The following is a 24805-nucleotide window of genomic DNA, read 5'->3' as shown; positions in this document are numbered from 1 at the left end:
GCGGGGAGGAGCTAGACGCCGCCGAGGTTCTCGTAGAAGGTCTCGGGGATGTCGAAGGTCTGCATGTTCGACACCGCGACGGCCTCCGGCTGGGCCTTGCTGAGCACGGCGAGCGGCTTGCCGTCGCGCGTGAGCAGCACATCGTCTCCACCCTCGACGATGCTGAGGAGCTGAGCGACGGTCTGGTCCGTGGTGTGCGCGAAAGTCTTGGTCATAGGGCCGACGGTAAGCGTTACTCGCCGGTACGCCAACAATTTTCGACTACCAACGAGTAACACTCGTCGGTAACCTTCGCCGGTGACGTTCGATTGCCACGCGATTACCAGGTTCACGGCAGAGCGCGTCCAGACTGGAACGCCAGAGTGGTCCTTGCACAACGGAAACAGGCCGCGAGGCCGCGACGCAAGGAGATGAACACATGGCAGCACCGGGACAGGGCAACGGTCTCCGGCAGCGACCGGGGGCGCCGAAGCCGCAGCAGCCGCAGCGTCGCCGGGTGCGCCGCTGGAACCCGCAGGCGCGCCGCTGGGACTGGGTCTGGCAGTGAGCCGAGGAACCCGATGACGTCCACGAGCCTCCTTCGGCTGCTGTGGACCTTCACGCCGGGCCACCGACGATCCCTCGTCGGTGGCCTGGCCGCGTTGGTCGCAGCGGCACTCGTCGAAGTCGCGGCGGTGCTGGTCATGGCCGACGTCCTCACCGCGGTCCTCGAATCGGACTCGCTCGCGTCCGCGGCCCGTGGCGTCGCCGCCTGGGTGGCGGTCACGCTGCTCGGCGCGCTCCTCACGTACGCCGGAACGCTCGCGACCTGTCGCGCCGCCGAGGGCACCGTCCTCGCCCTGCGCGACGAGGTGTTCGGGCGGCTGTTGGACCTGCCGCTCGACGACGTGCACCGGCTCTCCACGGGAGACGTCGTGGTCCGGCTCACCGAGGACGTGGTGGTGCTCGAGACCGCGCTGTCGGTGTCCGTGGTCCAGGCGGTGGTCGCGCTCCTGACGACGGGTGGCCTGGTCGCCGTGGCGTGCTGGCTGAGCTGGCAGTTGACGCTGGTCGCGCTGGTCGCGGTGCCGGTGCTCATGGGTCTGTCCCGCGCCTTCCGTGGCGCGCAGGAGCGGGCCACCGAGCGCGAGCGCGCAGCGCATTCGGGTCTCGGGACCGCGATCGGCGAGATCGCGGGCACCGTCGAGCACGTGCGCCTGCACACGATGGAGCGCGCCGAGCGCGCCGAGGTCCACCGCCGCGGCGCCGCACTGTTCGCCGCCCGCATGCGCGAGGCCCGCGTGCACGCCGCGTTCGGCGGGGTGCTCGGCTCGGCGCAGGCGCTCACGTTGATCGCCGTCTCGGTGGCCGGGGTGGTCCTGGTCCGCACGGGCGACCTCACGTACGGCGCGCTGATCGCGCTCACCGGTTACCTCGGCTACCTCTATCCCCGGGTGCAGGACATCGCCGAGAGCCGGCTCGCGCTCGTGGGGGCCCGGATCAGCGCCGATCGCCTGGCCGAGCTCGCGGGGCCGCTCACCGGATCCGGAGCCGACGGTGCGCCGGTCCGGGACGGCGCGTTCGACGATGCCGGTACCCGGCTCGTCCGTCCGGCGGTACCGGTGCGCATGACCGATGTCCGGGTGCGGCGCGGCGACTTCGTCCTCGACTGCCCCCAGTTCACCGCCGAACCCGGGACCGTCACCGCCCTCGTCGGCCCGTCGGGGGCGGGGAAGTCGACGATCGCGGCCGCGCTCGCGGGGATGGTGGACGTCGAGGGCACCGTCGAGCTCGGGGATCGGGCGGGCCGGCGCGGCGCGGCGCTGCGCGAGCTCGTGACACTGGTGCCGCAGCACGCGGTGATCCGGACTGGGACCCTCGCATCGAACATCGTCTACGGCAGCGGCGCGGATCCGTGCGTCGCGGGAGACCTCGCGGGCGCCGACGAGTTCGTGCGCCGGCTGTCCGACGGGTACGCGACGCCGACCAGCGCGGGCGGGCAGGAACTCTCGGGCGGGCAGCGCCGGCGGATCGCGCTGGCGCGGGGGTTCGCGCGGCAGACCCCGGTGCTGATCCTCGACGAGCCGAGCACCGGCCTGGACCGGGCGAACACCGAGCGGCTGGCGCGGGTCCTGCGGTCGATCGCCGTGCGTCGCACCGTCATCGTGATCACCCACGATCCGGTGCTCGGTGACGCCGCCGACCGGTGCTACCGGGTGGTCGACGGGAAGGTGTCGCCGGCGGTGGGTGCAGACGCCTGAAATGCCCCGCGGTGGTGGCCCTGTGGTGTTTGATGAATCGTCACACCCAGACGAACACAGGAGCATCGGATGGCAAACCCACTGTTGCGTACGAAATCGGTGGAGCAGTCCATCGCCGACACCGAGGTGGTCGGCACCCGGCTGAAGAAGCAGCTGACCGCATGGGATCTCACGATCTTCGGCGTCGCCGTCGTGGTCGGCGCGGGCATCTTCACGATCGGTGCCAAGACCGCCGGTGACCTGGCCGGGCCGGCCGTCTCCGTGTCGTTCGTGATCGCGGCTATCGCCTGTGGGCTCGCCGCGCTCTGCTATGCGGAGTTCGCGTCGACGGTACCGGTCGCCGGGTCCGCCTACACCTTCTCCTACGCAACCTTCGGCGAGTTCGCGGCGTGGATCATCGGCTGGGACCTGGTTCTCGAGTTCTCCATCGCTGCTGCGGCGGTCGCCAGTGGGTGGTCCAGCTATGTGGGCACCGTCTTCCACACCGGAGCACCGGTGGTCGAGATCGGTGGCGTCCGCGTCGACTGGGGCGCGATGTTGATCGTCGCGGTCTTGACCGTGCTGCTGACCTTCGGAGCGAAGGTGAGTTCCCGGGTGTCCGCGGTGATCACGGCGATCAAGGTCGCCGTGGTGTTGCTGGTGATCGTGGTCGGAGCTTTCTACATCAAGGGTTCCAACTACAGCCCGTTCGTTCCGGAGTCGGTGCAGGGTGAGGGCAAATCGGGGCTCAAGCAGAGCCTGTTCCAGTTCGTGACCGACGGTGGCGGACTGTCGTACGGCTGGTACGGCGTCCTCGCGGGCGCGTCCCTGGTGTTCTTCTCGTTCATCGGCTTCGACATCGTGGCGACGTCCGCCGAGGAGACCAAGAACCCGCAGCGCGATGTGCCCCGCGGCATCATGGGCTCACTCGCGATCGTCACGGTGCTCTACATCGCGGTCACCATCGTGGTGACGGGAATGACGAGCTACAAGGAACTCGCAACCGCTGCCGGCACCGGCAAGGACAAGGGTGCGGCGAAGAACCTCGCCTATGCGTTCTCGCTCAACGGCGTCGACTGGGCTGCCACGATCATCTCGATCGGCGCCCTGGCCGGCCTCACCACCGTGGTCATGGTGCTGCTCATGGGTCAGAACCGCGTGCTCTTCGCCATGGCGCGCGACGGCCTGCTGCCGCGCAAGCTCGCGAAGACCTCGGACCGCGGTGTGCCGGTCCGGATCGCGGTCGGCGTCGGTGTCGTAGTGGCCGTCTTCGCCGGCCTCGTCCCGCTGGACGAGCTCGCCGAGCTGATCAACATCGGCACGCTGTTCGCTTTCGTCATGGTGTCGGTGGGCGTGGTCGTGCTGCGCAAGCGGCGCCCCGATCTCCCGCGCGGCTTCCGCACCCCGCTCGTGCCGCTAGTGCCGATCTTGTCGGTCATCGCCTGCGCGTGGCTGATGTTCAATCTCCCCCTGGAGACGTGGGTCCGGTTCCTCATCTGGATGGTGGCAGGCGTCGTCGTCTACTTCCTGTACTCGAAGAACCACTCGGTGCTCGGCCGCCGCGAGCGCGGCGAGGTCATCGAGTCGCTGGCCGACTGATTCTTTTCCCGGACCGGGGTCGACACATCGCGTGTCGGCCCCGGTTCTGTGCGCGCTGGCGCAAGTGTCAGGTGTCGTGGCGGACCCTCTCTCCGATTCCGTCCGGATCGGACAGGCGCGACGTACGATTTAGAATCGTGAACACCGACGTGGGGGTAGCGCGCTGGCGGCGGCTGATCGACGCGTTCCTGGTACAACGGGAACGGCTGGTCCGGATCCATCCGGACCTGTACGAGATGACGCTGCCGAATCCCGGTGCGACGGAGGAACAGTTGCTCGCCGCGGAGGAACGGCTGGGGTTCCGCATACCTTCGCAGTACCGCGAGTTCCTCACCGTGGCCAACGGCTGGAGTGAATGGAATCAGGACACCGCCCTGCTCTCGTGCGATCAGATCGGGCACGGCACGATCAGCGAATCGGAAGGGCTCGGGATCAGGCTCGCCGACGGGGACGTTCTGGTCGACTGGAGGACCGACGACGACTGGGTCCGGATCGCCGACAGTGACGGAACCTCCTCGGAGACCTTCGTACTGCACCGCGATTCCCAGGGGTACCGGGCGGGGCAGCTGATGATGACACCGCACGGTCACCGCTTCCACGACTCCTTCGACGACTACCTCGTCGATCAATTGGCGGCGCTGACCGAGTGGCTCGACGGCGAGGAGCTCGGACCGCGCGGGAGGTACTGGGGCAGGGATCTCCGGCTGGACCCGCCGACGACGAGGGAGATCGTCGAGCGACTCGCTGCGCTGCGCGCCGAGTTCGCGCAGCTACGGGCCGTGTCTGTTCCAGAATCACCGAACCCGCCGGCAGCACCGTCGGACATCGAGGTGCTTGAGCGCGAGCTCGGTCGGGCGTTGCACCCCGAGCATCGCGAGCTTCTGGAGGTCGCCGACGGATGGCCGGGCAACCCGCGCATCCTCAGCGTTGCGGAGATCCGATCGGGAGAGCGATGGGCCGAGGCGTTCGAGGCGCGGGACCGCCACAACGACTGGCAGGCCGCCGAATTCGCGAGGGTCGGCAGCACCACGTGGCGGAAGCCGCCGCCGTCCGCGGAAGCCGCCGCGCGTGCGTCGGTAGTCCCCTTCGCGACGCAGGTGATCGCAGCGTACGGAGTCGACATCGAGGATGGCTTCGTCCGCGATGCGATCGACGATGCCAAGTATGGGCCAGATGTGGCTTCCTGGCTCATGAAACCCCCGGTTTCACGATCGCAGCCGAGGCGGGCGGGCTGATCGGTGCAGGCCGCGATAGCCTGGAGCGCGTGACTTCTACGTTGACCGCCGATACGGCGAACGGAATCGATTTCAAGGTCGCGGACCTCTCTCTCGCCGAGTCCGGCCGCAAGCAGCTGAGCCTGGCGGAGCACGAGATGCCCGGCCTGATGGCGTTGCGTCGCGAGTACGCCGACGTCAAGCCGCTGAAGGGCGCCCGCATTTCGGGCTCGCTGCACATGACGGTGCAGACCGCGGTGCTCATCGAGACCCTCGTGGACCTCGGCGCCGAGGTGCGCTGGGCGTCGTGCAACATCTTCTCCACCCAGGACGAGGCGGCCGCGGCCGTCGTCGTGGGCCCGCACGGCACCGTCGAGGCGCCGCAGGGCGTGCCGGTGTTCGCGTGGAAGGGTGAGACCCTCGAGGAGTACTGGTGGGCCGCCGAGCAGATGCTGACCTGGCCGGGTGAGCCCGCCAACATGATCCTCGACGACGGCGGCGACGCCACCATGCTCGTGCTGCGTGGCGCGCAGTTCGAGGCCGCCGGTGTGGTCCCGCCCACCGACGAGGACGCCGACAGTCACGAGTACCAGGTGTTCCTGGCCCTGCTGCGCGAGTCGCTGGCCAAGGACGCCACCAAGTGGTCGACGATCGCCGAGTCGGTCAAGGGCGTCACCGAGGAGACCACCACGGGCGTGCTGCGCCTGTACCAGTTCGCGGCGGCGGGCGAGTTGGCGTTCCCGGCGATCAACGTCAACGACTCGGTCACCAAGAGCAAGTTCGACAACAAGTACGGCACCCGCCACAGCCTCATCGACGGCATCAACCGCGGCACCGACGTGCTCATCGGCGGCAAGAAGGTCCTCATCACCGGCTACGGCGACGTGGGCAAGGGCTGCGCCGAGTCGCTCGCGGGGCAGGGCGCACGCGTCCAGGTCACCGAGATCGACCCGATCAACGCGCTGCAGGCCCTGATGGACGGCTACGACGTGGTCACCGTCGAGGACGCGATCGGCGACGCCGACATCGTCATCACCTCCACGGGCAACAAGGACATCATCCTGCTCGAGCACATGAAGCAGATGAAGGACCACGCGATCCTCGGCAACATCGGCCACTTCGACAACGAGATCGACATGGCCGGCCTCGAGAAGTCGGGCGCGGTGCGGCTGAACATCAAGCCGCAGGTCGACCAGTGGACCTTCGGCGACACCGGTAAGTCGATCGTCGTGCTGTCGGAGGGCCGCCTGCTGAACCTGGGCAATGCGACGGGCCACCCGTCGTTCGTCATGTCCAACAGCTTCAGCAATCAGGTGATCGCGCAGATCGAGCTGTGGACCAAGCCCGACGAGTACGACAACGAGGTCTACCGTCTCCCCAAGCACCTCGACGAGAAGGTCGCGCGGATCCACGTCGAGGCCCTGGGCGGGCACCTCACCAAGCTCACCAAGGAGCAGGCCGAGTACATCGGCGTCGACGTCGAGGGCCCGTACAAGCCCGAGCACTACCGCTACTGAGCGGCACCGTTGCGACAGTGACTGATCGGCACCGTCGGGCTCGCTAACGGACGCGCGACGAACTGACGCACACCTTCCACCCTCCGGACTCCTTCCGGAGGGTGGTGGTGTCTGTGACGGTCTGCGCGACGATCGATCCCGAGCCGACCGGCACCGTCGTCTGCTCGGCGGTCGCGGTTCCGGCGTCGGCGTCGATGCGCACGGCCCCGACGGTCACCTTCCAGCGCCCGCTCGGCCCGAGCGTGGAGTCGACCTCGGCGGCGAAGGTCTGCGCGGTGAACTGCTGCTGCAGCAACATGGCGTCGGCGGAACAGCGGGTTCCGATGAGCCCGGCCAGGTCCCGGTTGTTGAGGGCCGTCGTCTCGGCGGTGACGACATCGCGGATCTGCTGCTCGTCGTCGCTGCCGCGGTTCGCGAGGATGTACCACGTGGCGCCGATGATGATGGCGATGATCAGCGCCGTCGCGCCGACCACGATCGCCACGGACCGGTCGCGCCGCGGCGGCCCCGACGGTGCGGTCTGCCAGGCCTGGGCGGACGGCTGGTGCGCCCGGGGCGCGGACGGCTGGGGGGCCGACGGGGCCGGCAGGGGCGCGCGCGGTCGGGGATCGGGGACCACCCCGGTGACCGCCCGCCCCGTCACGAAGGGCGTGCCCGCCGATGAGACGGGCCCGCCCGGCGCGAACTGCTGCGGCGGCCGCGGCGGCGCGATCCCGAGCCGGCGGTAGGTCTCCGCAGGGAGGACGGGATGCAGGAGTTCGCGGGGATCAGTCGGGCGCATCGGCGCGCTCCTCCGAGACCGCCGGCGCGTGGCTGCGGTGTTCGAGCGTCTGCAGCAGCGCGGTCAGCGCGTCCAGCTTCTCGTGCACCTCGTCGAGCTCGCGGCGCATGTAGTCGCGGCTCGCGGCCTCGCCGACGGCCAGGCGCACCGATGCCAGCTCACGGGCCAGGAACTCGGTATCGGCCTTGGTCTGCGCGGCGCGGGCGCGGTCCTCGTCGAGCGAGACTCGGTCCCGGCTCTCCTGTCGGTTCTGCGCGAGCAGGATGAGCGGCGCCGCGTACGCGGCCTGCGTGGAGAACGCAAGGTTGAGCAGGATGAACGGGTACGGGTCGAAGCGCAGCGCGATCCAACTGACGTTGATGATCACCCACACCACGACGATCACCGTCTGGATCGCCAGGTAGCGGCCGGTGCCCAGGAACCGGGCGACGCGCTCGGCGCCCTGGCCGATCATGTCGTCGCCCAGGTTCAGGTGGAAACTGCGGCCGAGCCGCGGCGTGTCGAGCCGGGAGCGGTCCTTCATCGGGCGGCCTCCACGGTGTTGTCGTCGTCCTCGTCGCGCCAGTCGTCGGGCAGCAGGTGGTCGAGCACGTCGTCGACGGATACGGCGCCCAGCAGGTGGTTCTCCGCGTCGATCACGGGCCCGGTGACCAGGTTGTACGCCGCGAAGTACCTGGTCACGGCGCCGAGCGGGTCATCCGGCGCGAGCCGCGGCAGGTCGGTGTCGACGATGCCGCCCACCAGGTCGGCGGGCGGCTCGCGCAGGAGTTGCTGCAGGTGCACCGCGCCGAGGTAGCGGCCCGTCGGGGTCGCGGTCGGGGGCCGGACGACGAACACCATGCTGGCCAGCGCGGGGGTGATGTCCTGGTTGCGGGCCCGGGCCAGGGCCTCGGCCACGGTGGTCGACGGGGTGACCACGATCGGCTCGGGCGTCATCATGCCGCCCGCGGTGTACGGCGAGAAGGTGAGCAGTCGACGGACCGTCCCCGAGTCCTCGGGGTCCATCACCGCCAACAGCTCCTCGCGCTGGTTGTCGGGGAGCTCGCCGAGGAGGTCGGCGGCGTCGTCGGGGTCCATGGCCTCGAGGACGTCGGCGGCGCGGGCCTTGGACAGGTGCGCGATCACCTCGGCCTGGTCGTCGTCGCCGAGTTCCTGAAGCACGTCCGCGAGCCGCTCGTCGTCGAACGCCGCCGCGAGGGCGAGCCGCCGCTGGGCGGGCAGCTCGCGCAGGGCCTGCGCCACGTCGGTGGCTCGCATGTCCTCGAACACCGTCAGCGCCTCGGCGATGTCGTGATCGGCACTCGTGAGCGCGGTGGTGGTGAAGCCCGAGACGTGGGGGAGGTCCACCACCTGGACGCCGCCGCGCCGACTCCACCCCGTCGCGCGGATCTTGACGGCCAGGCGGTGCACGACCCAGTCCCGGGTTCGGGTCTGCTCGATCCCCACGTCCACGACGGAGGCGTCGGCACCGTCGTACGGCTCCCCGGGTTCCTCGATCCGGACCTTGGTCCCCAGGAGCTGGCCGAGGGCGAGGGCCTCACCGGGCCGGATGTGCAGGCGGCGCAGGCTCACCGAGCCGGTGTTGAGCGTGATCGCGGCCGGTTCGACGCTGGTCACGCGCAGCATCGGAACGAAGATGCGGCGGCGGTTGGCCAGCTCGACGGCGAGGCCGAGGACACGTGGCGCCTTGCGATCGGCGCGCAGACCGATCACGGCGTCGCGGACACGGCCGACCGACTCCCCGTCCGGACCCACGACGGGCAGGCCGGACAGTCGAGCGACGAATACTCTGGAGACAGCCGACATGGTGTTCAGGGTAGTTTCGTTCTACGTATCGCATGTGAGGGAGGGCGTCGAATGTCGCAACCGTTACCCGGCCCGGGGTCGCAGAATCGCTCCGGAGGGCCCGCCGGGCAGCCCTTCCGCGGGCTGCCGACGCCGCCGAAGGGCTGGCCGATCGGGTCGTTCGGCACCTACGCTGAGGCGCAGCGCGCGGTCGACTACCTCTCCGACCAGGAGTTCCCGGTCCAGAACGTCACGATCGTGGGCGTGGACCTCATGCAGGTCGAGCGGATCACGGGGCGTTTGACCTGGGGGCGGGTGCTCAGCGCCGGCGCCGCGTCGGGCGCGTGGCTGGGCCTGTTCCTCGGCCTGCTGGTCGGGCTGTTCGTGGGCGGCGGTGCGAACGTGCTGCCGACCGTGATCGCCGGCATCGTCGGAGGCGTGGTGTTCGGTCTGATCAGTGCGGCGGTGCCGTACTGGGCCTCGCGCGGTACGCGCGACTTCTCATCGACGATGCAACTGGTCGCCGGCCGGTACGACGTGCTGTGCGATCCGCAGGTCGCCGAGCAGGCGCGCGACATGCTGGCCCGGTTGAACATCCAGTAGTCGCTCGCTGCCGTCAGCACCGCCCGCCCCGCGTCGCCGTGGGGCGTGCGGGGATCGACGTCGGGGTCGGCGGTAGATGTGTTGCTCGCGACAGCGATGCGTCTGGCGCATACCCTCATCTGTGCAGGTCGAAGGCTGTTTTTCAGGCACAGGTTATGCGTTTCTTGCATAGCTCGGCCGTGTGGCGCGCGCTAGGAGCCTTCGTCGCGGCGGGTGGGCTGTTCGCCGACGAATCGTCGCTGCCCTGGTGTTCCGGGGCGCCTGCGACCTACCGCTATCGGTTCGCACTCTGCATAACGTTGCAACGCTATGAAGTGCAAAGAATGATCTGTGGACCGCGGTCCGGTCGAGTCGTGATCGAACGATCGTTGCCGATGTGGCAACGATCAGGTTATCGTTTCCGGTATGGAAACGAATCGCGGTGGTGACGGGTCTCTTGTAGACGTTGCCCGAGCCGCCCGCGCTGCGCGACGAACTGCTTCTCCGTGGTGGTTGTCCCTGGCTTGGGCGTTGAACCTCGCGGTGTACTACTCAGTCGCCCTGGGCGGGCGTCACCTGTGGCGAGACATTCTGGTGGCCTTCGTGTTCCTCGGAGCTGGAACTCTTCTCGTGAGTGGGCTCCGGCGGTTGCGTGGTGCTCGACCTAGGGGGTACGACGGGGGTTCGTTGGCGGGGGAGGTCAGTTTCTGGTCTTCCATGTCGGGGCTCGTCATCGCGATGGTCGGCTCGCGCTTTCTGGAGCCTGGTGTATGGACGACGTACGCGACATCGATAGCGATCTCGACCGCCGCGTACCTCGTCGGTGACTGGGTGGCGCGGCTGATCGCTCGCCGCGGCGAGCGATGAGCAGCTCGAGATACGGGCCGCCGGCGTTCAACGACCTCATCCACCCGCGGCAACGGCTGATGATCTGCGCGGCGCTGGACCAGGCGCGGGACATGCGGTTCGACGTGCTCGCGAAGGCTCTGGACATGAGCGCGCCCACGTTGAGCAAGCATCTGGCGAAGCTGGAGGAGGCGAAGTACGTCGCGACCCGCCGGGACTCGGCGGACTCGCGGCGGCAGTGGGTGGAGCTGACCATCACCGGCCGGTCCGCCTTCGCGCGACACGTCGCGGCACTGCGTGAGCTCACGACCTGACCCGCGGTGCCGTAGGTCTCTCCGCTCCCCGCAGATATTCCCGGGCGCCCCGAGGATCCGCGCGGGGAGTGAAGGAATCTGCGGCGTCCGGTGATTTCTGCTGCGTATCGACGCGAGTGCAGCTGCGGCCGGAGGCGGCCCCGGGGGCGAGCGGCGCACCGTCGGACCTGCGAGAACGGAGTGGAAGGACGAGGGTCTCCCGAACCTGTTTACCGAGACGCCAAGTCCTGCTAAATTGCGAGAGGGTGATAGTGATCACAAGGAGGACTCTCATGGCTGACATCCAGGGACGTGTGCGGCGGGACCCGTTCGACCAGGGCTACCTCGACGTTCTGGAGGACCTGTCCGACGGTTCCGTGCACCGTCGGTTCGACCCGTACCTCGACATCGACTGGGACTCGCCGGAGCTGGCGCTGGACCCGAACGATCCGCGCTGGGTGCTGCCGGCGACGCTCGATTCGCTGGGCGCCACGCAGTGGTACCGCGACCTGCCGCTGGAGAAGCGGATCGAGATGGGGAAGTGGCGGATGGCCAACACGATCAAGGTGGGCGCGGCCTTCGAATCCATCCTGATCCGCGGGATGATGCAGTACATCATGAAGCTCCCGAACTCCTCGCCGGAGTTCCGCTACTGCCTCCATGAGATGACCGAGGAGTGCAACCACATCCAGATGTTCCAGGAGCTGGTCAACCGCATCGGCGTGGACGTTCCGGGTATGCGCAAGCGGTTCCGGCGGGCCTCGCCGATGATCGGCGTTCTCGGCGGCTACGCGCACGTGATCCTGTTCATGGGGATCCTCGGCGGCGAGGAGCCGATCGACCACTACCAGAAGGCGATCATGCGGCACGGCGGCCAGGTCCCGCCGCTGGTGTTGCGCACCATGGAGGTCCACGTCGCGGAAGAGGCGCGGCACATCTCCTTCGCGCACGAGTTCCTGCACGCTCACCTGCAGGGGATGACGAAGCGGCAGAAGCGGATCTGCGCGTTCGCCTTCCCGCTGGCGATGCGCTGGCTGGTCGGCGAGATCTTCACTCCGCCGAAGGAGTTCTTCGAGAGGTTCGAGGTGCCGCGCGAGGTCAAGCGCGAGGCCTTCTGGCGCGGGCCCGCGGCGCGGGCGCTGCTGAACGACTACTTCGCCGAGATGCGCGCGCTCGCCGACGATCTGGGTCTCATGACCCCGTTCGGCAGGCTCATGTGGAAGCTGCTCAAGATCGACGGTCACCAGGCCCGCTATCGCGGCGAGCCGACCCGCATGGCGCAGGCTGCGGCCTGACGGAGGCCCGCGCCCGGGGCGTAGCATCACGAGCCATGACCTCCGCAGGGCAGCCGGACTCCGGCTATCGGTTGCGGTGGCGCGAGCACAATTCGCAGCGTCGCGACCTGATTCTGCGGGCCGCCGCGGAACTGGTGGAGGAGTCCGCGCCCGGTGCGCCGATCTCGGTGCGGCACATCGCGGAGCGGGCCGGACTCGTGAAGTCGGTGGTCTACCGCCAGTTCAAGAGCAAGGACGACCTGGTGCGCGGCCTGCGCGGCTATGTCGTGGAGTCCTTCGCCGCGGAGCTGGAGGCCGACCTCGACGTCTCGGCGGGCACGCTCCGCGGGATCCTGCGCCGCGCCATCACCAGCGCCGCCGTCTGGATGGAGGACAACCCGCGCCTCGTCGACCTCCTGCGGTCCGGTCCCTCCGACACGGCCCCCGACGCCCCCGACGCCGTGGCCGAGCTCCGCCATCGCGTGGTCACCCGGGCGCACGAGACCATCGACGGCATCGCCGCCGTCACCCGCCTCGACCCCGAGCCCTTCGCGCGCATCCCGTTCGTGATGTTCACGACGGTGGAGGCGACGCTCACCAGCTGGGTCCGCGGCGAGGAGGCGATCCGGGGCAGCTCGCGCGCCCAGGTGGTCGAATCGCTCACGGACATCACGTGGTTCGTGCTCGACGGTGCCGCGCGCGGCATGGGCGTGACCGTCGATCCGGACGCCGAGTTCGCCACGGTCCTCGCGACCCTCGTGCCCGACGGTGCCGCGGCACCGTCGGGCGGATCCTGACCCGGATGGGCGATTGGCGGGGGTTCGCGAAAAGTGTCGGCCCGGTCTGGCACGATAATGCCGAATGTGGTTCACCTCACGGGCCGCGTCGGCTAGCTTTCCCAGCGGACGTCGCCCGGCGCAGGGCGGCATAGGAGGCGGCGTGACGATACGACCGAGAAGTACCCGGCGGCACGCGCGGCGCGCCGCCGCGGCGGGGCTCGCCGCCACGATGGGGGTCGCCCTCCTTGCGGGCTGCGGCACTGAGGGCAGCGGCGTCACGCTCAACGTGTACGCGCCTGCCGACGGTGCCACGGTGACCAAGGAGGTCGCCCAGGACTGCTCGACCAGCGAGTACACCGTCGTGGGGCACGCGCTCCCGAAGCAGGCCGACGATCAGCGCCTGCAGATCGCGCGGCGGGCCAACGGCAACGACCGCACCATGGACATCGTCGGCCTCGACGTGAACTGGACCGCCGAGTTCGCCGAGGCCGGCTGGATCCTGCCGTTCCCGGACGAGCAGGCCGCCGCCGCGAAGAAGACGGTGCTCGCCGGCCCGCTCAAGACCGCGATGTGGCAGGACAAGCAGTACGCGGCGCCGGCGTGGACCAACACGCAGTTGCTCTGGTACCGCAAGGACGCGCTGGAAAAGGTGCTCGGCCGCAAGATCGGCCCGGGCCCGCTCAAGCTCACCTGGGATCAGGTGGTGCAGTACGCGGCGAAGTCCGGGCAACTCGGCGGGCCCACGCAGATCGAGGCGCAGGCGGCGCAGTACGAGGGCGTGGTCGTGTGGTTCAACTCCCTCCTGGAGAGCGCGGGCGGGCGGATGGTCGCCGACGACGGCAAGACGGTGACGCTCACCGACACCCCGGAGCACCGCGCCGCCACCGTCAAGGCCCTGTCGATCATGAAGGCCGTCGCCACCGCGCCCGGCCGCGACCCGTCGTTCACCCAGCTCGACGAGGGCGCCTCCCGCCTGGGCATGGAGAAGGGCAACGCGATCTTCCAGGTGAACTGGCCCTTCGTGTTCGCGAGCGCGCAGAAGAACGGCGCCGCGGGCGACGTGCCGTACCTGACCGACCTGGCGAAGTTCAACGACCTGCTCAACCCGCCGAAGGACGCGAAGGACGCGCCCTCGCCGACGGTGGCGCAGCTCAACGAGATCAACACGCTCACCCGGCAGAAGTTCGACTTCGCGCCGTACCCGTCGGTGATCGCGGGCAAGCCCGCGAAGACCACGGTCGGCGGCATCAACTTCGCGGTCGCCAAGACCACCCGCTACGAGAAGCAGGCGTTCGAAGCGTTGGCGTGCCTGACCAACGAGGCCGCCGAGCGCAAGTACGCGGTCAAGGGCGGCACGCCGCCGATCCTGGCGAAGCTCTACGACGACGCGGAGTTCCGTAAGGCCTACCCGATGGCCAACCTGATCCGTGACCAGCTGCAGGAGGCCACGGCCGCGGTGCGCCCGATCACGCCGCAGTACCAGGCGATGTCGACCCTGCTGCAGGCGAAGCTGGCGCCCGTCGGCTCCTGGGACCCGGATTCTCTCGCCGACGAACTGACCGCTGCCGCCCAGAAGGCCATGGATGGAAAGGGGCTCGTGCCGTGACCGCCGTGACCGAGGCACCGTCGGACCAGCCGACGGGAGCCACCCCCGAGAGTGAGGGCCGGCGCGCCGAGCGCAAGCTCGGCCTGCTGCTGATCGCCCCCGCGGCGCTGGTGATGTTCCTGGTCACCGCGTACCCGATCATCTACGCCTTCTGGCTGAGCCTGCACAAGTCGTCGCTGGCGTATCCGGGGCAGGACGAGTTCATCGGGCTGTCCAACTACCTGACCGTTCTCAAGGACGGCTACTGGTGGCAGGCGCTGGGTATGACCTCGCTGATCACCGTGGTGTCCGTGGTGATCGAGTTCGTGCTCGGCCTCGCGATCGCGCTGGTCATGCACCGCACGCTCGTCGGCCGGGGCATCGTGCGCACCGTCGTGCTCATCCCGTACGGCATCGTGACCGTCGCCGCCGCGTTCTCCTGGTACTACGCCTGGACCCCGGAGACGGGCTACCTCGCGGGCCTGCTGCCCGACGGTTCCGCCCCGCTCACCCAGCAGTGGCCCTCGGTCGCGATCATCATCCTGGCCGAGGTGTGGAAGACGACGCCGTTCATGGCGTTGCTGCTGCTCTCCGGCCTGGCCCTGGTTCCGGACGACCTGCTCAAGGCCGCCGCCCTCGACGGCGCGGGCCCGTGGACGCGGCTGACCAGGATCACGATCCCGCTGATGAAGCCGGCGATCCTGGTCGCGCTGCTGTTCCGCACACTCGACGCGTTCCGCATCTTCGACAACATCTACATCTTGACGAAGGGCAGCAACAAGACCGGGTCCGTCTCGATCCTGGGTTACGACAACCTGTTCAAGGCGTTCAACCTGGGTGTGGGGTCGGCGATCTCGGTGCTGATCTTCGTCTGCGTCGCGATCATCGCGTTCATCTTCGTCAAGGCGTTCGGCACCTCGGTGCCGGGCTCCGACTCGGGCGATCGACGGTAGGGGTAGGACATGGCTCAAGGAACCGTCGGTAAGAAGCTCGGCTGGAGCGTCGTCGACCTCATCGTGGTCTGTTACGCGCTGATCCCCGTGCTGTGGATCCTCTCGCTCTCGCTCAAGCCGGTGTCGGCGATCAGCGACGGGAACTTCATCCCGAAGAAGTTCACCTTCGACAACTACACTGCGATCTTCGAGGGGAACGGCTTCGTCCGGCCGCTCATCAACTCGGTGGGCATCGCGCTGATCTCCACCGCGATCGCCGTGGTGATCGGCATGTTCGCCGCCTACGCGGTGGCGCGGCTGGACTTCCCGGGCAAGAAGCTGTTCGTGGGCGCCGCACTGCTGATCGCGATGTTCCCGCAGGTCTCGCTCATCACGCCGCTGTTCAACATCGAGCGCAAGGTGGGCCTGTTCGACACGTGGCCCGGCCTGATCCTGCCGTACATCACGTTCGCGCTGCCGCTCACGGTGTACACGCTGTCGGCGTTCTTCCGCGAGATCCCGTGGGAGCTGGAGAAGGCGGCGCAGATGGACGGCGCCACCCCGGCGCAGGCCTTCCGCCGCGTGATCGCCCCGCTCGCCGCGCCCGGCGTGGTGACCGCCGCGATCCTGGTGTTCATCTTCTGCTGGAACGACCTGCTCTTCGCGCTGACGCTGACGGCCACCGAAGCGTCCACGACCGCGCCGGTCGCGATCACCAACTTCACCGGCAGCTCGGAGTTCGAGGAGCCCACCGGGTCGATCGCGGCCGCCGCCGTGATCGTGACCATTCCCATCATCATCTTCGTCCTGATCTTCCAACGACGGATCGTCGCCGGGCTCACGTCCGGCGCGGTCAAGGGCTGACGCCGAAAGTATTCGAGGAGCAATCACATGGCCGACATCGTCCTGGACCACGTCAAGAAGACCTACCCCGACGGCTCGACCGCCGTCAGCGACATCAACATCGAGATCGCCGACGGCGAGTTCGTCATCCTGGTCGGCCCGTCGGGCTGCGGAAAGTCCACCACGCTGAACATGATCGCGGGCCTGGAGGACATCTCCGGCGGAGAGCTGCGCATCGGCGGCGAGCGGGTCAACGAGAAGGCGCCGAAGGACCGCGACATCGCGATGGTCTTCCAGTCCTACGCGCTCTACCCACACATGACCGTGCGCGAGAACATCGCCTTCCCGCTCAAGCTGGCGAAGCTGGGCAAGGACGAGATCAACGCCAAGGTCGAGGACGCGGCCCGCACCCTGGACCTCACCCAGCACCTCGACCGGCGGCCGTCGCAGCTCTCGGGCGGCCAGCGGCAGCGCGTCGCGATGGGTCGCGCGATCGTCCGCAGTCCCAAGGCCTTCCTCATGGACGAGCCGCTGTCCAACCTCGACGCCAAGCTGCGCGTGCAGATGCGCACCGAGGTCAGCCGGCTGCAGAAGCGCCTCGGCACCACGATGGTCTACGTGACGCACGACCAGACCGAGGCCATGACCCTCGGCGACCGCGTCGTCGTGCTCAAGAGCGGCGACGTGCAGCAGATCGGCGCGCCGCAGGAGCTCTACGACCGCCCGAACAACCTGTTCGTGGCCGGCTTCATCGGCTCGCCGGCGATGAACTTCGTGCCCGGCCGGTTGACCTCCGTCGGCATCGAGACCGCGCTCGGCGAGATCCTGCTGCTCGACGCGCCGCGCCTGGCCGAGCGTGCCGCGGCCGCCGGGAACCGGACCGGGGAGGTCGTGGTCGGCATCCGACCGGAGCACTTCGAGGACGCGCGCCTGCTCGACCCCAACCAGCGCGTCGGCGGCCTGACCTTCACCGCGAAGGTCGACGTTCTCGAGTCGATGGGCTCGGACAAGTTCGTGCACTTCGGTGTCCCCGACGCGGCGGCCCGCAGCAACGCCCTCACCGACCTCGATGCCGACCGGCAGCAGCCGATCGCGGGCGTCGACGAGGTCGTCGCGCGCCTGTCCGCGGACTCGACCGTCGCCCGCGGCGCCGAGGTGGACCTGTTCTACGACCCCACCAAGATCGCGGTGTTCGACGCCACGACCGGGCTGAACCTGGCCCTGTAGCGCGGTCGGCACGGGCCGGGACGGGGCGGGTCGTCATGCGGGTGCTCGCCGTCAGCGACGAGGAGGTGCCGGGCCTGGCCCTGGCATCGTCGGCGCTGCGACCGGACCTGATCCTGGGCGCCGGGGACCTGTCGGGCGGATACCTCGAGGGCCTCGTCGACCGGTACGGCGTGCCGTGCGTGTTCGTGCCCGGCAACCACGACCCCGACTTCTCGGGCTACCGCCGCACCCGCGGCGGGTACGTCCGCGGCGGCCTGCCCTGCGAGCCGCCGGGTCCGCGCGGGGGCGTCAACGCGGACGGCCGCGTGGTCACCGTCGCGGGCCTGACGGTGGCCGGCCTCGGCGGGTCCGTCCGCTACCGGGGCGGGCCCAACCAGTGGACGCAGGCGCAGGCGCGGCGCCGCGCCGCTCGGCTGCGGCTCGCGGCCCGCTGGCGTACCGTCGACCTGGTGCTGGCGCATTCGCCCGCGCTGGGCGTGGGGGACGGTGACGACGGCCCGCATCGCGGGCTCGCCGCGCTCGGCTCCCTGGTCGCGCGGATCCGGCCGCAGGTCTTCGTGCACGGGCACGTGCACCCGTTCGGGCGGCCCGGCCCGGACCACGAGATCGACGGTGTGCCGGTGCTCAACACCGTCGGGTACACGTACTTCGACATCACCCCCGGCCGGCCCGGGGACTTCTCCGTGAGGGAGCGGCGACGTGGCGCGTGATACCGGCTTCCCCGACGAGGACGCCCGCAGTGACTTCGAGCGGTCCCGGCGCCGCGCCAACATCGCGCGGCTCGCGGCGTGGGTGCGCGGCCAGCCCGGCGACGTCAACGAGGTGCTGCCCTACGACGAGGTCGTCTCCGCGCTGGGCCTGGTCACCGAGCGGAACCTGGGGTTGCAGGTCGTGCCGGTCGCGGCGATCGTGGGGAGCGTGGACCGCACCCGCGACTTCGACCGGCACTTCCGGCCGCGGTCGCCGGCGCTGCGTGCGCGCTGGCAGCGGCTCGCTGCGGCGCAGCGGCGGGGCGAGGCCATGCCGCCGATCGAGGTGCGCAAGGTCGGGGAGATGTACTTCGTCGTCGACGGGCACCACCGCGTGTCGATCGCCTTCGCGCGGGGGTTCGCCACCATCGACGCCTATGTCACCGAGGTGGTCACGCGGGTGGGCGCCGGCGGGATCGCGGTGCGCTCGGATCTGCTGCTCAAGGATCACCGACGGTTGTTCCTGGAGCGGGTGCCGCTGGCGGGTGCGGCGCGCGAGCGCATCCGGTTCACCAACGCGTGGGACTACTCCGTGCTCGCGGAGTCGGTGGAGGCATGGGGGTTCCGCCTGATCCAGGACGCGGGGGAGTACCTGCCGCGCGCCGACATCGCGCGCCGGTGGTTCGACGAGGAGTTCGCCCCCGTCATCGAGCTCGCCCGCGCCGCGGGGATCATGGAGTCCTCCACCGACGCCGAGGTCTACCTGTTCGTCGCGTGCGAGCGGTACCGGCTGGTGCGCAAGCACGTCTGGACGCCCGAGATCATCGACGAGGTGTCGGCGCAGAACCGGCCCTGGCAACCGGGCCGGTTCTTCTGACGTGGCCGGTCCGTAGGATCGATGCTCGTGAGTTCCGTCGTCGACGCCGTCCGTGAGCATCTCGTCGAGCACTACGCGGGTCGGGGCTTCGCGCCGCCGGCATCGGCGTCGGTGACCTTCCTGGGTCTCGAGCCGATGACGATCCAGCGCTGGGTGGGTGACCCGCTCGTCGCGTTCGCCAGCGTGGGCTGCTCGCGGCACGCGATGACGGACCCGAACGCGCTGGTCGCCGTCGACGACGGTCCGCGCGCGGAGGTGATCCTGGAGTTGCGCCCCGCGGCGGACGGACCAGGAGCTGCGCTGGACGGCGTGCACCGGTCGCTCGCGATCCTCGCCGCGACGCCCGCCGTCGAGGGGCTGGTCCTCGCGCCCGACGCGCTCGTCGACCTGGGTGCGCCGCTGTGGGCGGGCGCGCCGTTCACGGCGGTCCTGCTGGGGGAGTCGACGGTGCCCGATCTGGAGCGCGACGGCGGCGATCCGGTCCGGTTCCTACGCGCCGACCCGATCACGGCCAACGAGGCCGCGTGGGTGCGGCTCAAGGGAGGGGCGGCACTCCGAGAGGCGTGGAAAGAAGCCGGCATCGATCCGTCCGACCCCGGCCGCCCCGCAGCCAGAGAGGTCTAATCTCGCTCAGAGTTCCCACAGGGAAGCGATGGGCAGCCCGATGAGGTTCTCGCCGAACCGAACGCCCTGGTCGGCAGTGCCGAGCACGACCCCGCCCGCGAACCTGTCGCCCAGTCTCTCGGCGAGCCGCTGAAGGCCACGGAAGTGCTCGGGTTTGTAGGTCTGCTTCGCCTTCACCTCGATACCGAGGATCCGGCCGTCGTCGAGCTCGAGGACGACATCGACTTCGGCCCCCGAGGTCTCGCGGTAGTGGAAGAGATTGAACCGCGTGTCGCTCCAGGTCCGCTGCTTGAGCAGCTCGGACACGACGAGACCTTCGAGGAGCGGTCCCAGCAACTCCCCGCCGCCGACCAATGCGCCGGCCCGGGCTGCCGTGACGCCCGAGAGGTGCATCGCAAGCCCGGAATCAATGATGAGCCCCTTGGCCTTCCCGGTCTGGCGGGTGGTGAGTTTTCCAGTCCATGGCCGGATTCGCTTCATGAGGTACAGCGTCTCGGCGAGGTCGAGGTACGCGCTGATCGTGGTCTCGGGGATGTCGGCGTCGCGGGAGAGCCGGGCGCGCACAATCTCGCCCGATTGGTTGGCCGCGATGAGGCGAAGGACGGTCGCCAGTCGGTTGCCGTCCACCAAGCGGCGGACATCGCGGGCGTCTCGCTGGACTATCCGGTCCAGATAGCCGTCGAACCATGCCGTGCGTAGTCGCGGCGACCTGCTGAAGACCTCCGGGTAGCCGCCGGCCGCGAGAGCGTTCGCGTAGTCCTCACGCGTGAACGAGGTTTTTACGTCGAACGGATCGATTCCGGCAAGAAGGTGCGTCACGAAGTCATCGACCCGCCCTCGGATCTCCCCCTGGCTCAGAGGTCCGAGCGTCAGCGTCACCGCACGGCCGGCCAGGGAGTCGGGGGTCCGTTCGAGGCGCAACAGGTCGGCCGACCCGGTCAGGAGGAAACGCCCCGGCGTGCGGTTCCTGTCGACGGATGCCTTGATCGGCAACAGCAGCTCAGGAGCACGCTGGATCTCGTCGATGACGAGCATTCCGTCGGGAAGCTGATCCACGAAGGCCTGCGGATCGCTCTGTGCCGCGTTCCTCAGCAGTTCGTCGTCCAACGTGAGGTAGCGCGCCGCGCGACGCGAGCCTTCGACGAGCATCGTGGCAAGAGTGCTCTTGCCCACCTGTCGCGCGCCCTCGATGACGACAACCGGGAAGGCGACGGCGAGTTCCTCAGCCCAGGGGAGGGCGTGGCGGGGCAGGATGTCGTTCGAGGTCACGGGCCTATTGTTGCGCTAACACGCTGTTCTGCGCAATTGAGCCCGCTGTTCTGCAGGACTCAAGTCGCTGTTCTGCAGGACCCAAGTCGCTGTTCTGCAGTGAGTTGTCGAGGCGAACGCGGCTAGCGGCTACAGCCACTTGATCTTCCGGAAGGTGATGAACAGCGCGATACACGCGAGGATCATGATCGCGACGACCGCGTAGTACGAGTAGTGCCAGTGCAGTTCGGGCATGTTGTCGAAGTTCATGCCGTAGATGCCCGCGATCATCGTGGGCACCGCGACGAGGCCGATGATCGCCGACATCTTGCGCATGTCCTCGTTCTGCTGCATCCCGATCTTGGCGACGGCCGCGTCGATGAGCGAGCTGAGCACGTCGTTGTAGGTCTCCACGTGGTCGGCGACCATGGACTGGTGATCGAGCACGTCCGAGAAGTAGCGCTGGATCTCACCGGGAATGAGATCGGTGAAGTCACAGGTGAGCCGCTTGAGCGCGTGGGAGAGGGGATGGATGCCGCGACGCAGCTCGACGATGTCGCGCTTGAGCTGGTAGATCTCGTCGACCTTGGTGCGCGAGCGGGCCCGGAAGACCTCCTCCTCGACGTGATCGATGTCGTCCTCGAGCAGGTCGGACACGGCGACGTAGGTGTCGACCACGTGGTCGGCCACGGCGTGCATCACCGCCGACGGCCCCAGCTTGAGCAGCTCGGGATTGCCCTCGAGGTTGCGCCGGACCCGGCGCAGGCTGCCGTGGTCGCCGTGCCGGACGGTGATCACGTGGTCCGGTCCGACGAGCACCATGACCTCGCCGGTCTCGACGATGCGGGCCATCGGGTCGGTGCGGTCGTGGCCCACGTAGTTCACCGTCTTGAGGATGAGGAACAGCGTGTCGTCGAACCGGTCGACCTTGGGCCGGTTGTGCGTGACCAGCGTGTCCTCAACGGTCAGCGGGTGCAGCCCGAACACGCGGGCCACCTCGTCCATCTGATGCTGGTCGGGATCGAGCAGCCCGACCCACACGTAGCCCTCGCCGCGGCGCCGGACCTCCTCGATGGCCTCGACGTACCCGAACCGGCCGGGCAGGCGCTCACCGTCGACGTAGACGCCGCAGTCGACGACGGCGCGCGCCACGGGCACGCGGGGAACGCCGACCTCGGGGACCTCGCGGCGGGTCGCACCAGGCCGGGGCATGGACGGCATGGAGGGCATGCAGGTGATGGTAGTCCGGCGGGACGACGGTCCGCGTCGCGTGGGCGGGCCGGTGTCCGGCTCGCGGGGCGGCCGGGTAGAAAGTAGGCGTGAGATCTCGCAAGCTCGGTGCCGCGGTCGCGACCCTCGTCGCGCTCGGCGTCGCGGGCTGCTCGGATGCGGGCGATCTGTCCGATCTCGGGCCGCGGACCGCGCCGGGCATCGTCACCGTCGGATCGTCCGACGGTGCCGCCTCCCGCGTCGGGGCGCTCCTCTACGCGAACGCGCTGCGGACCGCGGGGACGCCCGTGCAGACGGAGCTGGGTCTCGGGCCCGGCGACGCCGCGGTGGCGGCCGTCGAGCGGGGCGACCTCACGATCGCGCCCGCGCTGACCGGCGAGCTCTGGGAGCGCTATCGTCCCGGCGTCGCGCAGCCGACGAAGGCGAAGGAATCGGAGTCCGAGAACCCGCGGGAGCAGTGGGACGCGCAGTTCGTGGCACTGAGTGCGGTGCTGCCCGAGGGGCTGGGCCTGGGCGATCCGACGCTCGCGCTCGACCAGCCGATGCTCTTCGTGTCGAAGGCCGCCCCGGCGGCCACACTGCGCGGGTGCGAGGGGCTGTCGGGGACCGTGGCGATCCCGTCGGGGTCACCGTCGGACCTGAAGGCCCGCTACGGCTGCCCGACGGGGCCGGTCCTCGTCGTGCCCGACGAGGCCGCCGCCGCGCGCGCCGTGACCGAGGGGCGGGCGTCCCTCGCGCAGATCGGGACGTTGTCGCCGGCGGCCCGGGATCTGACCCAGGTCGCGGACCCCGACGGTGCCGTCCCCTCCCGCGCCGTCGTGCCGCTCGTGCGCCGCGACGGCCTGACGGTGGCCCAGACGAAGCGGTTGTCCGCCATCGCCGGCGAGCTCACCACCGCCGACCTCGCGCAGATGGTCGCGAAGGTCGAGTCGGGGGAGCGGACCGCCGAGCAGGCCGCCGACGACTGGGCGAAGGAACACCCGCTGCACTGATCAGATGCGCTTGTTGAGCTGCTTGTCGACGAAGGCGTTGACGCGCTCGTAGGCCGAGCCACCGGCGCGGACCAGAACGTCGATGATCTTCGCGTCCATGCCCACGAGCACGCGGCCGCGGTTGCGCTTGACGCCGTTCAGGATCGTGCGGGCGGCGTCGGAGGCCTCGGTGCGGGCCAGGTACTTGTCGAACAGCTCGGCGGTGCCGGCCTGATCCTTGCCCTCGGCGACGGTGGCGTTGCGCGCGATGGCGGTCTTGATGCCGCCGGGGTGCACGCAGGACACGCCCACGTTGTGGCCGCTGGAGAGCATCTCGATCCGCAGCGCCTCGGTGAAGCCGCGCACGCCGAACTTCGAGGCGTTGTACGCGCTCTGGCCGCCGACGGCGAGCAGGCCGAACAGTGAGCTGGTGTTGACGATGTGCGCGTCGCCGGAGGCGATGAGCGCCGGCAGGAACGCCTTGGTGCCGTTGACGACGCCCCAGAAGTTGATGTCCATGACGCGGTCGTAGTCCTTGAACGACGTCGTCTCGATCGGCTCGTGGTGCGCGATGCCGGCGTTGTTGAACAGCAGGTTGACGGTGCCGTAGTGCTCGACGACCTCGTCGGCGTACGCCAGCAGCTGCTCACGCTCGCCCACGTTGACGACCTTGGTGTGCACGTCGGCGCCCAGAGCGCGGGCCTTCGCGGCGGTGGCGTCGAGGCCGGTGGGGTCGTAGTCGCAGAGCGAGAGCTTCGCGCCCTCCTCGGCCAGCTGGAGGGCCAGCTCGCGGCCCATGCCGGAGGCGGCGCCGGTGATGACGGCGACCTTGCCGCGGAAACTCTTCATGTTGTGATCCTCACGCTCTGCAGGCTGAACTGCTCGGATGCGCCGCTGCGCGGCGTTCTTACCCGACAGTAGGGTTGGGAACCGGCATCTGTCAACGACCTATTGAGTATGATTCAGTAGGTGACCAGAAAGTCCGTCGCCGCAGCGGTGGGGCGCAAGCGCACCCGGCTCAGCCCCCAGGCTCGGCGCCAGCAGTTCATCGACCTGGGCCTACTCAGCCTCAAACATCAGGCGCTCGAGCAGGTCTCCATCGAGGACATCGCGAGTCAGGCGGGGGTGTCGGCAGGCCTGCTGTTCCACTACTTCGACTCGAAGCTCGACTTCCAGGTCGCGCTCGTCGAGGAGCAGGCCCGGATCGTCGGCGAGATCGCGACCCCGGACCGCGAGCCCGAGGATCTCGCCGAGGTGATGCCGATCCTCAGCGCCACGCTGGGCACCTACGTCGATCACATCATGGAGAACCGGCAGTCCCTCCTCCCGATGCTGGCGGGCGTGAGCTGGTCGGAGCCGCGGATCCGCACGGCCGTCAAGACCGTGCGGGAGCAGATCGTCCGGCACTTCGTGGACCAGGCCGGCAACATCGGCGTGCAGCCCTCGCCGCAGTTCGTCCTCGCCGTGCACGGCTGGATCGCGGTCGTCGAGGAGACCCTCGTGCAGTGGCTCGACGAGAACGCCGGCTTCGCCGCGATGACCCGCGACGAGGTCGTGGACCACCTCGCCACGATGTTCGTGGGGATGGCGGGGGCGGTCGGGCTCGATCTCACTGTGGGGTAGGTCCGACGGTGTGCCGTGGTCCGGGCCGAGCGGGGGCAGGGCGTGTGGGCCGGGGGCCGGGTTCGCA

Annotated in this window: 25 protein-coding genes; 18 read left to right on the top strand and 7 right to left on the bottom strand. The window is 69.2% G+C overall.

Features of this window, described 5'->3' with window-relative positions:
- Nucleotides 1-11: 11 nt before the first annotated feature.
- The gene (locus tag ABZX10_RS19200; RefSeq protein ID WP_068575145.1) at nt 12-215 is read right to left on the bottom strand and encodes a hypothetical protein; all 204 of its coding nucleotides are present in this window, start codon (nt 213-215) and stop codon (nt 12-14) included.
- 203 nt (nt 216-418) lie between these two features.
- On the opposite strand from ABZX10_RS19200, the gene ABZX10_RS19195 reads away from it, so the two are divergent.
- The 5 genes from ABZX10_RS19195 (at nt 419) to ahcY (ending at nt 6549) form a co-directional block, all read left to right on the top strand.
- On the top strand, nt 419-547 hold the full coding sequence (locus tag ABZX10_RS19195) for a hypothetical protein (protein WP_355543536.1): 129 nt from the start codon (nt 419-421) through the stop codon (nt 545-547).
- A gap of 13 nt (nt 548-560) precedes the next feature.
- Nucleotides 561-2240: an ABC transporter ATP-binding protein gene (locus ABZX10_RS19190; RefSeq protein ID WP_355543533.1), complete on the top strand. Its 1680-nt coding sequence runs from the start codon at nt 561-563 to the stop codon at nt 2238-2240.
- 69 nt (nt 2241-2309) lie between these two features.
- Nucleotides 2310-3818, top strand: a complete 1509-nt coding sequence (locus ABZX10_RS19185; RefSeq protein ID WP_355543530.1) for an amino acid permease — start codon at nt 2310-2312, stop codon at nt 3816-3818.
- A gap of 137 nt (nt 3819-3955) precedes the next feature.
- Complete coding sequence (locus ABZX10_RS19180) at nt 3956-5053, top strand: SMI1/KNR4 family protein (RefSeq protein WP_355543527.1); 1098 nt, start codon at nt 3956-3958, stop codon at nt 5051-5053.
- Between the two features lie 29 nt (nt 5054-5082).
- Nucleotides 5083-6549 (top strand): adenosylhomocysteinase, encoded by a 1467-nt coding sequence (gene ahcY, locus ABZX10_RS19175; RefSeq protein ID WP_355543524.1) that lies wholly within the window; start codon nt 5083-5085, stop codon nt 6547-6549.
- 43 nt (nt 6550-6592) lie between these two features.
- On the opposite strand, the gene ABZX10_RS19170 is transcribed toward ahcY, so the two are convergent.
- Genes ABZX10_RS19170 through ABZX10_RS19160 form a run of 3 tightly spaced genes read right to left on the bottom strand, consistent with a single transcriptional unit; the run spans nt 6593 to nt 9136 of the window.
- Nucleotides 6593-7330, bottom strand: coding sequence for a nuclear transport factor 2 family protein (locus tag ABZX10_RS19170; RefSeq protein WP_355543521.1), 738 nt, complete (start codon nt 7328-7330; stop codon nt 6593-6595).
- On the bottom strand, nt 7317-7853 hold the full coding sequence (locus ABZX10_RS19165; protein WP_355543518.1) for a DUF1003 domain-containing protein: 537 nt from the start codon (nt 7851-7853) through the stop codon (nt 7317-7319). The genes ABZX10_RS19170 and ABZX10_RS19165 overlap by 14 nt, the downstream gene beginning before the upstream one ends.
- Nucleotides 7850-9136 carry a CBS domain-containing protein gene (locus ABZX10_RS19160; protein ID WP_355543515.1) on the bottom strand — a complete coding sequence of 429 codons (1287 nt, stop codon included), beginning with the start codon at nt 9134-9136 and terminating at the stop codon, nt 7850-7852. Before ABZX10_RS19160 ends, ABZX10_RS19165 begins: the two co-directional genes overlap by 4 nt.
- A gap of 51 nt (nt 9137-9187) precedes the next feature.
- On the opposite strand from ABZX10_RS19160, the gene ABZX10_RS19155 reads away from it, so the two are divergent.
- The 11 genes from ABZX10_RS19155 (at nt 9188) to ABZX10_RS19105 (ending at nt 19666) form a co-directional block, all read left to right on the top strand.
- Complete coding sequence (locus ABZX10_RS19155; RefSeq protein ID WP_355543512.1) at nt 9188-9718, top strand: general stress protein; 531 nt, start codon at nt 9188-9190, stop codon at nt 9716-9718.
- An 842-nt stretch (nt 9719-10560) separates the two neighbouring features.
- Nucleotides 10561-10857, top strand: coding sequence for a transcriptional regulator (locus tag ABZX10_RS19150; protein WP_355543509.1), 297 nt, complete (start codon nt 10561-10563; stop codon nt 10855-10857).
- Between the two features lie 272 nt (nt 10858-11129).
- Nucleotides 11130-12131 carry a diiron oxygenase gene (locus tag ABZX10_RS19145; protein WP_355543507.1) on the top strand — a complete coding sequence of 334 codons (1002 nt, stop codon included), beginning with the start codon at nt 11130-11132 and terminating at the stop codon, nt 12129-12131.
- A gap of 35 nt (nt 12132-12166) precedes the next feature.
- Nucleotides 12167-12907 (top strand): TetR/AcrR family transcriptional regulator, encoded by a 741-nt coding sequence (locus ABZX10_RS19140; protein ID WP_355543504.1) that lies wholly within the window; start codon nt 12167-12169, stop codon nt 12905-12907.
- 142 nt (nt 12908-13049) lie between these two features.
- Nucleotides 13050-14495 (top strand): extracellular solute-binding protein, encoded by a 1446-nt coding sequence (locus ABZX10_RS19135; RefSeq protein WP_355543501.1) that lies wholly within the window; start codon nt 13050-13052, stop codon nt 14493-14495.
- Nucleotides 14492-15427: a sugar ABC transporter permease gene (locus tag ABZX10_RS19130; RefSeq protein WP_355543496.1), complete on the top strand. Its 936-nt coding sequence runs from the start codon at nt 14492-14494 to the stop codon at nt 15425-15427. Before ABZX10_RS19135 ends, ABZX10_RS19130 begins: the two co-directional genes overlap by 4 nt.
- 9 nt (nt 15428-15436) lie before the next feature.
- Nucleotides 15437-16270 carry a carbohydrate ABC transporter permease gene (locus ABZX10_RS19125; RefSeq protein ID WP_355543493.1) on the top strand — a complete coding sequence of 278 codons (834 nt, stop codon included), beginning with the start codon at nt 15437-15439 and terminating at the stop codon, nt 16268-16270.
- Between the two features lie 27 nt (nt 16271-16297).
- Nucleotides 16298-17476, top strand: a complete 1179-nt coding sequence (gene ugpC, locus ABZX10_RS19120; RefSeq protein WP_355543490.1) for a sn-glycerol-3-phosphate ABC transporter ATP-binding protein UgpC — start codon at nt 16298-16300, stop codon at nt 17474-17476.
- Between the two features lie 35 nt (nt 17477-17511).
- Nucleotides 17512-18186 (top strand): metallophosphoesterase, encoded by a 675-nt coding sequence (locus ABZX10_RS19115; RefSeq protein WP_355543487.1) that lies wholly within the window; start codon nt 17512-17514, stop codon nt 18184-18186.
- A complete protein-coding gene (locus tag ABZX10_RS19110; RefSeq protein ID WP_355543484.1) occupies nt 18176-19042 on the top strand; it encodes a ParB N-terminal domain-containing protein in 867 nt (288 codons plus the stop codon). Before ABZX10_RS19115 ends, ABZX10_RS19110 begins: the two co-directional genes overlap by 11 nt.
- Before the next feature lie 21 nt (nt 19043-19063).
- Complete coding sequence (locus ABZX10_RS19105) at nt 19064-19666, top strand: suppressor of fused domain protein (protein ID WP_355543481.1); 603 nt, start codon at nt 19064-19066, stop codon at nt 19664-19666.
- A gap of 6 nt (nt 19667-19672) precedes the next feature.
- Here the strand turns inward: ABZX10_RS19105 and ABZX10_RS19100 are convergent, their stop codons facing one another.
- Complete coding sequence (locus ABZX10_RS19100; protein WP_355543478.1) at nt 19673-20935, bottom strand: ATP-binding protein; 1263 nt, start codon at nt 20933-20935, stop codon at nt 19673-19675.
- A gap of 129 nt (nt 20936-21064) precedes the next feature.
- A complete protein-coding gene (gene corA, locus ABZX10_RS19095; protein WP_355543475.1) occupies nt 21065-22144 on the bottom strand; it encodes a magnesium/cobalt transporter CorA in 1080 nt (359 codons plus the stop codon).
- Between the two features lie 89 nt (nt 22145-22233).
- On the opposite strand from corA, the gene ABZX10_RS19090 reads away from it, so the two are divergent.
- Nucleotides 22234-23136 (top strand): glycine betaine ABC transporter substrate-binding protein, encoded by a 903-nt coding sequence (locus ABZX10_RS19090; RefSeq protein ID WP_355543472.1) that lies wholly within the window; start codon nt 22234-22236, stop codon nt 23134-23136.
- Here the strand turns inward: ABZX10_RS19090 and ABZX10_RS19085 are convergent, their stop codons facing one another.
- Nucleotides 23137-23964, bottom strand: a complete 828-nt coding sequence (locus ABZX10_RS19085; protein WP_355543469.1) for an SDR family oxidoreductase — start codon at nt 23962-23964, stop codon at nt 23137-23139.
- A 120-nt stretch (nt 23965-24084) separates the two neighbouring features.
- Here ABZX10_RS19085 and ABZX10_RS19080 point away from each other — a divergent pair, with 120 nt between their 5' ends.
- A complete protein-coding gene (locus tag ABZX10_RS19080; RefSeq protein ID WP_355543466.1) occupies nt 24085-24738 on the top strand; it encodes a TetR/AcrR family transcriptional regulator in 654 nt (217 codons plus the stop codon).
- Nucleotides 24739-24805 lie beyond the last annotated feature (67 nt).

It is taken from the genome of Tsukamurella sp. NPDC003166, assembly GCF_040611135.1.
Lineage (GTDB): Bacteria > Actinomycetota > Actinomycetes > Mycobacteriales > Mycobacteriaceae > Tsukamurella.
The sequence above is the reverse complement of the archived record's forward strand: the minus strand, read 5'-3'. Positions and strand labels throughout refer to the sequence as shown.